The 13,342-nt window shown below is 26.8% G+C and carries 13 protein-coding genes; 4 read left to right on the plus strand and 9 right to left on the minus strand.

The window, feature by feature from the left end; translation table 4 throughout:
- Positions 1-17 precede the first annotated feature (17 nt).
- Positions 18-1,502: an MAG1430 family protein gene (locus NPA07_RS04585; protein WP_126118344.1), complete on the plus strand. Its 1,485-nt coding sequence runs from the start codon at positions 18-20 to the stop codon at positions 1,500-1,502.
- Between the two features lie 147 nt (positions 1,503-1,649).
- Positions 1,650-3,083 (plus strand): pyruvate kinase, encoded by a 1,434-nt coding sequence (gene pyk, locus NPA07_RS04590; RefSeq protein ID WP_126118343.1) that lies wholly within the window; start codon positions 1,650-1,652, stop codon positions 3,081-3,083.
- Positions 3,084-3,115: 32 nt separating this feature from the next.
- On the opposite strand, the gene NPA07_RS04595 is transcribed toward pyk, so the two are convergent.
- From NPA07_RS04595 to NPA07_RS04620, 6 genes are all read right to left on the minus strand, one after another.
- Entirely contained in the window at positions 3,116-3,697 is a 582-nt protein-coding gene (locus NPA07_RS04595; RefSeq protein WP_126118342.1) for a thermonuclease family protein, read from the minus strand.
- 82 nt (positions 3,698-3,779) lie between these two features.
- Positions 3,780-4,643, minus strand: a complete 864-nt coding sequence (fba, locus tag NPA07_RS04600) for a class II fructose-1,6-bisphosphate aldolase (RefSeq protein ID WP_126118341.1) — start codon at positions 4,641-4,643, stop codon at positions 3,780-3,782.
- Positions 4,644-4,659: 16 nt separating this feature from the next.
- Positions 4,660-4,929 carry a DNA-directed RNA polymerase subunit delta gene (gene rpoE, locus NPA07_RS04605; protein WP_126118340.1) on the minus strand — a complete coding sequence of 90 codons (270 nt, stop codon included), beginning with the start codon at positions 4,927-4,929 and terminating at the stop codon, positions 4,660-4,662.
- A gap of 184 nt (positions 4,930-5,113) precedes the next feature.
- Positions 5,114-6,136: an ECF transporter S component gene (locus tag NPA07_RS04610; RefSeq protein WP_126118339.1), complete on the minus strand. Its 1,023-nt coding sequence runs from the start codon at positions 6,134-6,136 to the stop codon at positions 5,114-5,116.
- 17 nt (positions 6,137-6,153) lie between these two features.
- Entirely contained in the window at positions 6,154-6,924 is a 771-nt protein-coding gene (locus tag NPA07_RS04615; protein ID WP_126118338.1) for a hypothetical protein, read from the minus strand.
- A 66-nt stretch (positions 6,925-6,990) separates the two neighbouring features.
- Positions 6,991-7,788, minus strand: a complete 798-nt coding sequence (locus NPA07_RS04620) for a hypothetical protein (RefSeq protein ID WP_126118337.1) — start codon at positions 7,786-7,788, stop codon at positions 6,991-6,993.
- Positions 7,789-8,074: 286 nt separating this feature from the next.
- Here NPA07_RS04620 and NPA07_RS04625 point away from each other — a divergent pair, with 286 nt between their 5' ends.
- Positions 8,075-9,016, plus strand: coding sequence for a hypothetical protein (locus NPA07_RS04625; RefSeq protein ID WP_256553165.1), 942 nt, complete (start codon positions 8,075-8,077; stop codon positions 9,014-9,016).
- Between the two features lie 27 nt (positions 9,017-9,043).
- Here NPA07_RS04625 and NPA07_RS04630 read toward each other — a convergent pair whose 3' ends face one another.
- The 3 genes from NPA07_RS04630 to NPA07_RS04640 all read right to left on the minus strand — a co-directional run bounded on the left by NPA07_RS04630 (position 9,044) and on the right by NPA07_RS04640 (position 12,221).
- Positions 9,044-9,685 carry a hypothetical protein gene (locus NPA07_RS04630; protein WP_126118335.1) on the minus strand — a complete coding sequence of 214 codons (642 nt, stop codon included), beginning with the start codon at positions 9,683-9,685 and terminating at the stop codon, positions 9,044-9,046.
- 48 nt (positions 9,686-9,733) lie between these two features.
- The gene (locus NPA07_RS04635; protein ID WP_126118334.1) at positions 9,734-11,002 is read right to left on the minus strand and encodes an ATP-binding protein; all 1,269 of its coding nucleotides are present in this window, start codon (positions 11,000-11,002) and stop codon (positions 9,734-9,736) included.
- Positions 11,003-11,420: 418 nt separating this feature from the next.
- Positions 11,421-12,221: a tyrosine-type recombinase/integrase gene (locus tag NPA07_RS04640; RefSeq protein WP_126118333.1), complete on the minus strand. Its 801-nt coding sequence runs from the start codon at positions 12,219-12,221 to the stop codon at positions 11,421-11,423.
- Positions 12,222-12,330: 109 nt separating this feature from the next.
- Here NPA07_RS04640 and NPA07_RS04645 point away from each other — a divergent pair, with 109 nt between their 5' ends.
- Positions 12,331-13,308: a hypothetical protein gene (locus NPA07_RS04645; protein WP_126118332.1), complete on the plus strand. Its 978-nt coding sequence runs from the start codon at positions 12,331-12,333 to the stop codon at positions 13,306-13,308.
- The last annotated feature ends 34 nt before the right edge of the window (positions 13,309-13,342 follow it).

The following is a 13,342-nucleotide window of genomic DNA, read 5'->3' on the forward strand; positions in this document are numbered from 1 at the left end:
ATTTAATAAGGAAGATAATGAAGAAAAAAATGGCTATTGCTTTGAGTTCAATCGCAATTGCTGGAACAATTGCTAATATTGGTGCAGTGATTTATGTATTGAACAAAGTAAATAAATATTCAAATGATATTAGAAAGCAATTAGATGCTTTCAAATTTTCATTAGCAAATCCTGAAGATCCTCAATACAAAATCAACATTGCTGAACATCTAGCAAGTGAATATACTTATGCAAATTATTATTACTATGAAACATATGAGAGTAGTAAGGAACCAACATTAAGAAATACAGATGAAAGTGAAAAAAATTATTGAAGAGCTCAGTTAGAATCAAAAGTTGAAAAAAACTGGTTAAAGAATGATGATTTGTCTCCGCAAGCATTTTTAAGAAATCAATTATTTTCACTTATTAATAATAAGATGCAAAGAATTGACAAATTTTATAATGATTACAATATTTTTTACCACTCTCATGCAAATGATTTTACCGGAACTCTTTATCTAACAGTTTCCCTTGAACACAAAAGCGATGAAAAAAATAAAGATGGAAAAACTAAAAATATTAGTGAGAGAATTAATAAGTGAATTTCAAAAACATATGTTTTAAATGGTTTCAAAAAAATTACTGAAAAAGAAGTATATGAGAGTAGTATAAACCCTGTTAATGTTCCTCATTCATGAAGAATGGAAGTTAATGAAAAATTAAGACAGACTTTTTACAAAAAAGAGAAAAAAACAGTTGATGAATTGTTTAACTCACTTCCAAGAGAAGACCTTTCAAGTGACTTTAATAGTAATAAAGCAAGAATTGCAGAAAATTATGCAGAAATTAAAAAGTTCTTCAATATACCTGAGGAGTTAAACAAAAAAACAAATAATCCGGAATATAAAATTGACACAAAGCGTGGATTGTGATTTACAAAAGGGACTGATACCTCATTAATTTTGAACTTTTATGCCTATAAAATAGTCCCTGAAGCCGAAGCACCAAAAAATGATAATGATAGAACATCACTAATTAAATCAAGAAAAATTGATCTTCAAAAGCCTTTTAAGCAGGAAATTAATATTAAATATTTTGAACTTGAAAAGATAATAAAAGACAATGTTGAAATTAAAGTTATTGGCAATGATCAAATTAACCATATAGATTTCAAAACACCTGCTACATCACTTGAGTGAGTAATTAATAGTTCAGAAAATTCTGGTGTTTATAAAAATGCAAGTAGAGGTTATTACAAGAGAATTCAATTAGACTTTAAGATTAGTTTCAAAGATAGTAGCCTTTATGAATTATTTTATTGTACAAAACAAATAGAAGATTATTCAAAAGAAAAAGATAAATATAAAGGTGAACCATTAGTAAAATTTGATGAATTAACTGGAGAAGCTACTTTCTATGTTGGAATAAAGGCTAAAAGCCCAGATAAAAGATATGAATCGTATAACACAAACCCTGAATTTATTGGCGAAGTAAAACTTACAGGGTTTAAGAAGACATAATCAAAAGAGCAAACGCTCTTTTTTCTTTAAAAAAATGGCTCATATTAGTCTAAAACCCATAATATGTTATTTAATTCGATATTTTAATATAAAATATTAATTAGTATTGTAAATATACATACAAGTTTATTTTAATTAAGGAGAAAAATGAACATTACTGATAAAAGAAGCAAATTGGTTATTACTGTAGGTCCATCAAGTGATAACTACAATATGCTTCGTTCATTAATTGAAGCAGGTGCTACCTGTGTTCGTGCTAACTTTAGTCACGGTGACCATGCAGAACAATTAAACAAATTTGTTCTTGCTCAAAAAATTTCAAAAGACTTACATCTTCCAATTTCTCTAATGTTAGATACAAAAGGTCCAGAAATTCGCTTAGGAAAAATGAAAGATGGTAAACAAGAGATTCCTATTGACAAGGAAATTAAAGTTTGAACAACAAAAGAAAAATATGAAACTGTTGAAGGCACAGAAGATGAATTAACAGTAGCATATGACATGGCACAAGACTTAACTGTTGGAAACCGTGTTTTATTTGATGATGGTAAACTTACAACAGTTGTTACAAAAGTTGACAAAAAGAATGGCTATGTTATTGTTAAAACACTTAATAGACACTTACTAAAAACTAATAAGCGTATTAACTTACCAGGTGTTGACTTCTCACTACCATTTTTAGCAGAAAAAGACATCGAAGATGTTAAATTTGGAATTAAAGTAGGTATTAACTATGTAGCAGCTTCATTTGTTAACTCAGCTAAAAACGTTCAAGAATTACGTAAATTATTAGATGAAAACGGTGGAAAACACGTTAAAATTATTTCAAAAATAGAAAGCCACTTAGGTATCAAGAATATTGATGAAATTATTGAAGCATCAAATGGTATTATGGTTGCTCGTGGTGACTTAGGTCTTGAAATTCCTTACTATGATGTTCCTTACTATGAAAAAATAATGATCAGAAAATGTCGTGAAGCAGGTAAGCCAGTTGTTATTGCTACTCAAATGCTTGACTCAATGGAAAACTCGCCTCATCCAACACGTGCTGAAGTAACCGACGTTTATTATGCAACAGAAATGGGTTCAGACTCAACAATGCTTTCAGGTGAAAGTGCATCAGGTAACTATCCATTAGAAGCTGTTACAGTTATGTCAAAAATTAATAGACGTGCTGAAAGAGAATTCTACAACAAAAATTACTACGACGTTCAATTAGAAGAAGTTAGAAAAAACTCTTCAAGTTCAAAACGTTCAAGAATTGCTTATGATGTTGCTAACAGAACACGTTATGGTGACTACAAATTTGCTGTTGTTCTTTCAAGAACAGGTGAATTATTAAGTGAAGTTGCTAAATTTAGACCAAACACATCAATTATTGGAATTATAAACGATGAAAAATTAATTGGTGGCTTTGGTGTTACATCTAGTGTTTGAGTTTCATTAGACTCAATTGAATTGTTCACAAAAATTAAGAAAGACAAATCAAAAGCTATTGCTGCTCTTAAACCTTATGGTGTTAAAAAAGGTGATCGTTTCTTGGTTGTTGAAAACGAAAGTATTACAGAATTTGTTGCTTAATTTCACTCTTAAATACGCAGAAATGCGTATTTTTAATTTTTGCTAAAAACAAGGTTTATATCCTTCTCATTTCAAAACCCCAGCTTGTTTCTTTGTGCCTCATTTTGAGCCTTATTTAGTTTTCAAAAATACTCCTTTTGTTGTTTATTGTTTACTCAGTAATATTTGTCACGGTGGTCAATTGAAATATAGGAAACACGAGCTAGGCCACGTTCAATTAATTTAAGTGCAAGGTCCTCACCTTTGTCATCATAAACCTTACAAACTCATCGATTATATTTATCTTTTGTGATGTATTGAATCTTAACATTCCTTTGATAAGTCGACTTATTAAGATAAGCTTTTGCTTTTTGACCATAATAATTCTCAAGTTTAGCTAACTTTTGTTTATTATTTTTATATGTTTCAGGAGTATCTACACCAAATAACCTAACCCCTTGTTTTATAGTATCATTGGTAAAATAGAAAGTGTCTCCATCACTAACCTCATAGTATCAATTTATGTTGAATGTTTGATTTAATTGTGGGTCAATAATTGCACTTTGACAACTTAGTAAACTCAAATTTGTTAATGGAATTAAGATAAAAGGAACTAGTTTTAAAATCTTCTTCATATATTAACCTAGCCGTTTTTTTAAAAAAAGTGATCAAAAAAGAAAAATAAAAGAGGTTTTTAAAACCTCTTAATACTAATTATTAAGCTTTATCATTTGAACCAAATTGTCTAATTTTTTCTCTTACTGTTTCACACATTGCTTTATAACCTGATGCATAAAGTTTACGTGGATCAAAGTTTTTTCCCTTAAGATCTTCACCTGATTCAATGTAGGCTCTTAAAGCTTTGTGATTTGCTTGTTGTAATTCAGTATTAACATTAATTTTGGTTACACCTAAACTAATAGCCTTAGAAATTTGGTCGGCTGGAATACCTGAACCACCGTGTAGAACAATCCCGATTTTTGCAGCATTGCTTATTTCAACTAACTTGTCAAAATTAAGTGATTCTCAACTTTCAGGGTAAGGTCCATGAATATTACCAATCCCGGCTGCTAAAACATCAATACCTGTTTGAGCCATTTCTTTTGCTTCTTCTGGATCAGCAAATTCTCCATTGCCAACAATACCATCTTCTTCGCCGCCAATTGTTCCAACTTCTGCTTCCATAGACATATTGGCTTTTTTAGCTAATTTAACTAATTCTTTTGTCTTTTCTAAGTTTTCTTCATATGGTAAGTGTGAACCATCGAACATAATTGATGTGTAACCAGCTTTAATAGCTTTTTTAGCACCTTCATATGTTCCGTGGTCTAAGTGAAGAGCAACAGGAACGCTTATGTTGTAGTCCTTCATCATACCATTAACCATTCCTACAACAATGTTCATACCACCCATATATTTAATTGCGCCTTCACTTGTTGCAATAATAACTGGTGATTTTTCCTCTTGTGCTGTTAATAGAACAGCTTTGGCTCACTCAAGATTATTAATGTTGATGTGAGGAATAGCATATTTGCCTTTTTTTGCTTTCTTAAGCATACTTGATGCATTTGTTAATTTCATTTTCTTCTCCTAAAAATTATTTGTCCATTTCAAAACCGCTTCTTGTTGTTCACTCATTATTACCTTTGTGAACAAAACGAGAATCAACAGTTAGCAAACGATATAATTCGCCCTTTTTTTCTACTTCTAGATCTTTGAAATCAATTTCTTTTGTTGCTGCTTCAACTGATCATTTTTCGCTCAAACTTGTTCTAACTTCTTTAAAAATGTCGTTGAATTTAACAAACTTTCCACCTTGACATTTTTCAGAAGTATATTCAAGCACAATGCTTAACATCGTCTTCATTTAACCTCCAAAGACTTATAAAACTTATTAAAGTAATTATAATTTAAAATAAAGAATTTTTTTATTAATTTATCTTATGCTCCTATATTAAAGTGAAAATGTTTTTAGAATAATTCAATTTGGCTAAATTAGGTATAAAAAAGCCAATAACAAAAAACAACCAACTATATGGTTGCTTAGACTACTAATAAGCTATATTGTTATTTTTGTTAATAAGAGGAGCAATAATGTTATATGTAAAGTAAATTATAAACATATTAAACCAAATTTTAACTGGGCTAAATAAAATATGGTTGAAGACAAATACAAAGATGTTGCTTTCACCTGGTTTTTGTAATGATTGCTGATCAGCAAATGATAATAATGGTACATTAATTAATTCAATTAAAGCTGAAAATATGATAATAGGGACAATAACTAAATAATTTGATGGTTTCATTTTAAACCTTGCAATAATAATAAAGAAAAACATTAATGTATAACCAGAAAGCATTGTTGCTAATAGACCTCACTTATTTGGAATAACGCCTTTTTTAATAATATTTTCTGGTATAACAAAGGCAACAAGTCAGAAGATAAATAATGAAAAAAGTGCTAATAGAACTAATGCTACAAAAAGGTTAATATTTAATAAAATATTTGCTGTCCCGTTGATACGAATACTTTTACGTTTTTCTTGTGCAAGAATAATTTTATTTTCCAATTTTATAATTTTCTTTTCATTGGATAGGTTTAATTTTAACTTATCAATTTGCTTACTAAGTTTTCAAATTTTGCTCTCATAAACATTATCTTGAAACTCACCGCCAAAATAATAACGAAATAATTTAACAAATAAGAAACCAATTAATCCTGCAATAATTCCATCAACCATGGTTGCTAATGTGTAAAGCGGATTATAAAATGATGGCACAAATAAAAATGACAACAAATCGCTTATTAAACCAACAATTCCACCAATTAATGGTCCAAAAATAAAACCACTAATTTTGATAGGAAGACCTATAAAACTTATTTTATATGTTGGTATTGATGCAACAGGAACAAGAGAAGTTGCAATAACCAAAAATACAACCGAGATTGCAATTAATATTCCAACAAAACAAATTTTTCTTATTGTTCATTTTGGAAAAATTGATCATTCTTCTCAAAATTTTTTAAATTTGTTTTCTTTCACTTGTTTATCATTTTTATTACTTTTTCGCATTTCTTCCTTTAATATAACTATATATTTAATTCTCTTTCTAATCTTTTGAATTCTGCTGTTAATCGACCATAAAATTCTAATATTGATCTAATATCATTTAGGTCACGGATTTGCTTATCACGATATAAATCAGTAAAATTATTGCAATAATTATTAATGAGTCTATGTTTTATGGCCAACCTTGTTTTTAATGCATTAAGTATCTTCTCAGCTCTTTGTTTAAATCTCCAATTGTCATTTTTATTTCTACTAGCAAATCATTCAACTATTTTTTTGACTGATACTTTTTTTACGATGTGTGCTTTATCAAGATTATTTAAATTTTTATATGAAGAAAAATCAACATTTTGAAAAACTTTTCATGTTTCACTATTGCCAACATCTAAAACTAAATCAGGATATTTTTTAAGCGAATCTACATAGTATTTAACTAAATCAATGTATTTATCGAAATATGATGAAATATTCTCGTGATTACAACTCTCTTCAACAACATTGTATAATTTTACTAAATATCTTTTACCTTTTTTAGGTGCATGATATGTATCATTAAATTCATTAATTAATTTTTCAATTTTTGCATATCAATCTGTGTAATTGTCATCTGCCATATAAGTTAAAACTTCTTTTAGTGAAGTTCATTTTTCTTCCAATTTTTTCATTTTATTAATTGTGGGTTCTAAATCAATTCTAGAATCAGTACAACTTGTTGCACAAAGAACACTTAAAAGTGAACCTGAAGCAATAGTTAAGTTTGAACCTAATAAAAATTTGCTAGTTTTTTTCATATATTCCTTAATGCCATTTTATTATTTGCCTCTAACATAAGTGTTTTAGATAAATTTTAATATTGGTTATGATTGTTTTCAATCATTGTACCTTTTAACAATTCTATCTATTTCGCTTTGTAAGTGACCAAAACAGATGATTGCATCTCTATATTCCCTGTGGGTTTTAATTTTAGTTTTATAAAATCTTTCATAAAAATTTCCATATAAAATCTTTATTATTTCGGCCGTGTGCGGTTGTCTTATTTTTCTTGCTTTATCAATAGCATCATCAACTTTTGCTTTTATTTTATTTGCTGATGACATACTTTTATTATTTATTCAATCAAAAAATTTTTCAACTGAAACTTCTTTTATTTTTTGTACCTTATCAAGGATTTCTAATTTCTTACATGAAACATAATCGAATTCTTCAAATGAACGATATTTTCTTCAATCGTAAACAATTGAATCAAATAAAAGCGGGTATTTTTTTATATCTTTATAGTATCTTTGAACCAAATCTATATAGTTATCAATAATAATGGAATGCTCATGAAAATTAATTGATTTAATAGTTACATCATAAAGTAGTGATAAATATCTCTTATCTGGATTAGGTTGTGAATAATCACTTTTAAATTCTGCTATATTTTTTTCTATTTTTTCATATCAATTATCATAAAAATCTCCGTAACTAAATGACAAAATATGCTTCATAGCAGGAAATTTTTCATCTAATTTATCAAATTTTTCTTTAACTTCTTCAAGATTGATATTTGAATATTCTTCTTTTGTACAACTTGTTGCACAAAGAACACTTAAAAGTGAACCTGAAGCAATTGTTAAGTTTGAACCTAATAAAAATCTGCTAGTTTTTTTCATGTTTTCCTTAATGCACATTTACTAATTTTTAATTAAAATAATTTTACCATTTTATGCCACTAATAGAGCATAAAATTAAAGCTTTTACATAAAATGATTTTATAAAATTTAGTACCTTAAAAATATAAAAATAAAATTTCTGTTTTACCAAAAGAACTATAAAACAGGCTTTTTAGTCTTTTGCTTACTTTTTCAACTAAAAAATAATAATTATTTTTAATAAACATTATGTATTTAGTAATTAATATATTAAAATTAAATTACTTATCTAAATTGAGGTATTAATATGAAAATGAAATTATATGAAATAGAAGCATTTGTTAGTGATAGCAAAAGAGAATGTAAAGATTCACCAAGAAGAAATTTTTTAATTAACGCTGATGTTAATATTATGGATTTTGCACTAATAGCAGCATCATCATTTAGGTTGAATTTTATTGGAGATAAACTTTTATTTTTAGTTAAAAGAACTTATGAAGATGCTTGAAGAGCTTTTGATAAGCCTTATAGAACTAAAAATGAAATCAAAGAATTTAAAAGAAGTTGAAAAAATAAAGAAAAATGATTAACTTATGAATATGAACCTCGTTATATTTGAGGTTGAAAAAGGGACAATAAACGTTCGCCAAAGAAAAGCCTTGAGCATGTTTTACCAAATATTAAAGACCATATTTTTCTAATTTATGATCAATATGAAGGTGATTATATTGAACTAAATCTAATAGTTAACAATATTTATGAAGATCAAGAAATTAGTAAGGACGATCTAATATTAGATAAATACTACTTTAAAGTTCTCGAGGCAAAATACTATGGATTTTTGGACACATATGAATACTGCTTTATACCAACAAGCAAAAATTGAGATGGTGAACTACCTATTTTTGAACCAATACTATATAAATGACCAAGTAATGAAGATTTAAAAGTATGAAACAATCTTGGTAAATTAAGTGACGATGAATTCTTTGAATTAACTAAGGAAATGGCACAATCAGCTAAGAATGTTTTTTGGACATCTAATAGTCTTAACATTCCTGAAAAATATTCTGAGCTTAATAAAGAACGTGAGAATAAGGAATTGTACACTGATATTAATGTTGAAAATTTTGACTATAAAGATGCAAATATAGATGAATTAAATGAAAAGACTGTTATTTGAGCAATCAAATCTAAGGAGTCATTTTTCCAAGACTACTTTATCGGTGATCAACTAAAAACAAACTAGTTCCAATTTGTTAAAACTAGTTTGTTTTTATTTAGCGTCTTTGTTATAAACAATATGAACAGTGTTGACACTTTCAGCAAATTGTGAATATGACGAAATCTTTCTTGTTTCATTGTTTTTAGTAACTAAGTATGTCTGTCTTATATGCATTTCCAAATTATTATCTGCACACCATCTATATTGATCCTCAACACTTAAAAGATGGATAGGTCAGAACTCTCAAAAATAATTGGCATTTTTACTATTGTAATCAATATATTGTTCAATCTTATCCTTATGGACAAACTTAATTCTGAAATTAATTTTGTGTATCATTTCTCTATGGTCTTCATCATTAATTTCCATTCTAAAGAACCTTTTTTCGTTTTTGCAACGTGAAAATTTTAATTGAGATCCATACTTATTGAATAATTCCATTAATGTTACTTTTGTTTCTTTTGGATCATATTTGTTTCCGTTTTTAAAATCTAATATCAAATCAATATCAAATTCATAACCTAGGTTGTTTTCATAATCACATAAAATCATATTATGTGCTAGTGGCCCTTCAAATCGATGACTAAAGTCTAGTTTTCCTTTAAGTTCCTTTTGAACTAGTTTTATAACTCTTAGTAAATTGTTAATTAGAGATCTAACTTGATTTTTAGGTACAAATTCATAATTTTTCATATCAACTCTTTTTTTTCTTTGTTTTTAAATAATCGTCTTATCTTGATTCTAAAGCCAATAATTAAAGCAGTTATCATCAAGAAGAAAATCAAAAATGCTAATTATTAGAATACCATCTTCACTTGTGTGTTTTGGATAATTCTTGCCAACTATTAAAACTTTTAAAAATTCATCCTTAACACTTTTTAGAGATTCAATTTCTTGCATATATTTATCACTCTGATCAATTTCTGCTGCTACTTGAATATAGATTTTTCTGTTTGGCTTTGTACAAACAAAATCAATTTCATAGTTTTTTCTAATTGTTTTATTATCTTTGTTTTTAGAAAACTTTTCAATAGACCCAATTGAAATTTCATAGCCTCTATTTTTAAGTTCATTATAAACTAAATTCTCAAGTAAGTGACCATAATCAAAAATATTAAAACCAATAATTGAATTTCTAATGCCTAAATCTTCGAAGTAATATTTAAATAGTGAATTTATATGTTTTTTACCTTTAACATCAAAACGGCCGACTTTATCTAGTATAAACGAATTAGCAATGTATTCTATGTAATTATCCAATGTGTGTTCTGCAATTTTACTTGTTGTATATTTACTATTAAATGTATTAGTTAGCCTTGATGTATTTGTTAGTGAAGCAATGTTGCTAGATAGCAATAGAAATAAATTATCAATTTTATTGCTATCTCTAATTTTATTTCTTTCAATAATTTCAGGGATATAAGTTTCATTGATTATGTTTTTTAAGAAATCCATTTTTTCGCCATCACTTAGCGGCATAGCATTTAAATAAGGTAAACCGCCATATGTCATGTAATTATTTAGTAATTCTACTTTGTCGCAATTAGGATTTGCTTGATATATTTCACTAAAACTTAATGGTTGCAATTTAATTTGATCACTTCTGCCTCTAAATTCAGTAATAATATCATGCGATAAAAATTTAGCATTTGAACCTGTTACATAAACATCAAGATTTTTTTCACTATTTAGTGCATTTAATAATATTTGGAAGTCTTTAATTTTTTGAATTTCATCAATTAATACATAATGCATTTTATCATCAATAATTTTTGAATTAATGTACTCATCCAGTTGTTCAATAGTTCGATATTTAATAAATAATCTGCTGTCTAGATCTATTGTGATGATATGTTGTTCATCAACCCCTAATTCCAATAGGTGTTTTTTAAATAAGTTATTAAACAAATATGATTTACCACAACGCTTCAGGCCTGTTATGATTTTTATTAACTTATTGTGCATTTTAGAAATTAATTTATTCAAATATTTTGTTCTCTTAAATTTCATAATAGTCCTTTATTAACAAAATTATAATATAAGAAATGTGTATATACACAATTTACCATACATAAATTGTATTTTATTTTCTTTTTTTGTGTATATACACAAATTTTGGTTTTTTGCATACTATTATTATTTTGTTTTTCAATTGTCTTATGTAAATTTGAATAAGCAAAAATATTCCAAATTACAAAATTTGGAATAAATATTTTTAAAAACAAACATTTTTTAACACTTAACTTTCATTTCAAATTCAACTTTGTCCTAACATTGCAAAAAGAATAAGTTGTATATTAAAAACTTCAATATATAAAGTTCCCTGATTTTTAATTTTATTGACACTTTAATTTTGTTATTTTTCTAAAAAGCCTATAAAATAGGTCTTTTAGAAAATGTGAACACTAAAATTCATAGTAAAACATTCTTATCAATCAATGATTGAGTCAACTATTTCTCTTTGCTCTGCTGCACTTTTTCTCAAATATATTCTTGTGGTTTCAATAGATTCATGACCCATTAAATCAGCTAAAAAAGCAATATCATTACATTTTGCTAAAAAATTTTTAGCAAAACGATGTCTAAATGAGTGTGGATAAACAGCATTAATATCAAGGTTATATTTAATAGCAAAAGTTCGTAGCTGAGCTGCTATTCCCCTTGTTGTTATTGGTTTATTTGATTTATTTGTAAATAAAAATCCTGATTCTAAATTTATTTGCTTAGCTCACTCTAATGTATCTTCTTGCAGACATTTAGGTATATAAATTCTTCTTAATTTTGAACCTTTAGACAATAAATCTAAGTATCCAATTTTAATGTGTTCAATTTTTAATTGAGTTAACTCACTAACTCTACAACCGGTAGCAGCCATAAAACGAATCACAAAATATCACTTTTTGTTATCTTTTAATAATCTATTTTTTAAATATTCATAGTCTGCTTCACTAATAATATTTTCTAAAAAAGGTTTTTGTTGAACCTTAACAACTGAAAGCTTAAGGTCTTTCATTCCGCTTGCTTCAAGATAATAATTAATTGATCTTATTCTTAGGTTTACTGTTTGGGATTTGTAATTCTCAATAAGTCAAAGTTTATATAATTGAAGATTTTTAACACTTACTGATCCATACATTCTTTTGAATTGCTTAATGCCATATGTATATGACAAGATTGTATTTTTTGAAAGTTTTGTGTCTTTTGATAATGCTAATAATACTTGTTTCATAACATAATAAATTATTTTATAAAATGCTTTTTTGATCTAAAATTAAAAATTTTTAATTTTAAATATTTAATAAGTAATTTAAAATTAAATAATAGTAATGAGGTGAAAAATGAAAAAAACAATATATGAAATCGAAGCCAGAATTGGCGAAAATAAGTTTAATGATATCTATAGAAAATTCTTAATTAACTCTGATATAAGTATTATGGAATTAGGCTTAATTACTGCTTCGAGTTTTAGAGCAAATTTTACAAGCTTTCCGGATATTTATTTTTTAAATAAAAAAATTGAGAAAAAAATTCAAAATTTTAGTAAAAGAGAAGGTGTTACAGTAGATGACGTATTAGAATATGGTAAAGATTTTATAGGTGATTTTTGATATGAGTCATATGAATATGAATTTGAAGATTGAGCTAACAAAGATTTTAAAAAAATGTATGGTTTTGACAGACCAAAACAACCTAATCCTCAATCACCAAAGACAAAAGTTAAAAAAATTCTAACTACTGTTGGTGACTCAATCAATCTTTATTATAATCAAATTGAAATTGTATTAACAGTTAAGAATATTGTCGTAGATCAAAAAATAGAAAAAAATGAATTACAACTTAATAAATATTACTTTAAAGTTCTCGAAGCCAAATACTATGGCTTCATTGATGATTTTGGAGATACATGAGTTGTAAATGACAATGCTAAAGTAAAAAAACTATTAACAAAATGAAAAGAAGAAAAATTTATGTGGCCAAGTAATCAATTACTAATGGAATTTAATAAACTTGAATATATGAGTGATGAAGAATTTATAAAGTTATTGAAGAATATAGCAAATAAACATAATGACATCAAGGCACTTTGAATACCTAATTTCATTTCAGGAAATGTCTTTAGTAAACGAACTAAGAAAAGCAAAGATAAAGTGTTGCACAAGGTCTTAAATGCTGAAACATTTGATTGTAATGATTCTAAGATTGATGAACTTAATGAATATGCACTTGTATGGGCTGTTGCAAATATGTCTACTATCTTTTTAACAGGTTTTGATGTTTGTGAAATTTCAGAAATTAAAGACTCTTTAACACGTTAATTTTTATTAATGTGTATATTATTAAAATTAAAGA

The sequence above is a fragment of the Mycoplasmopsis caviae genome (assembly GCF_024498215.1).
Lineage (GTDB): Bacteria > Bacillota_I > Bacilli_A > Mycoplasmatales > Metamycoplasmataceae > Mycoplasmopsis > Mycoplasmopsis caviae.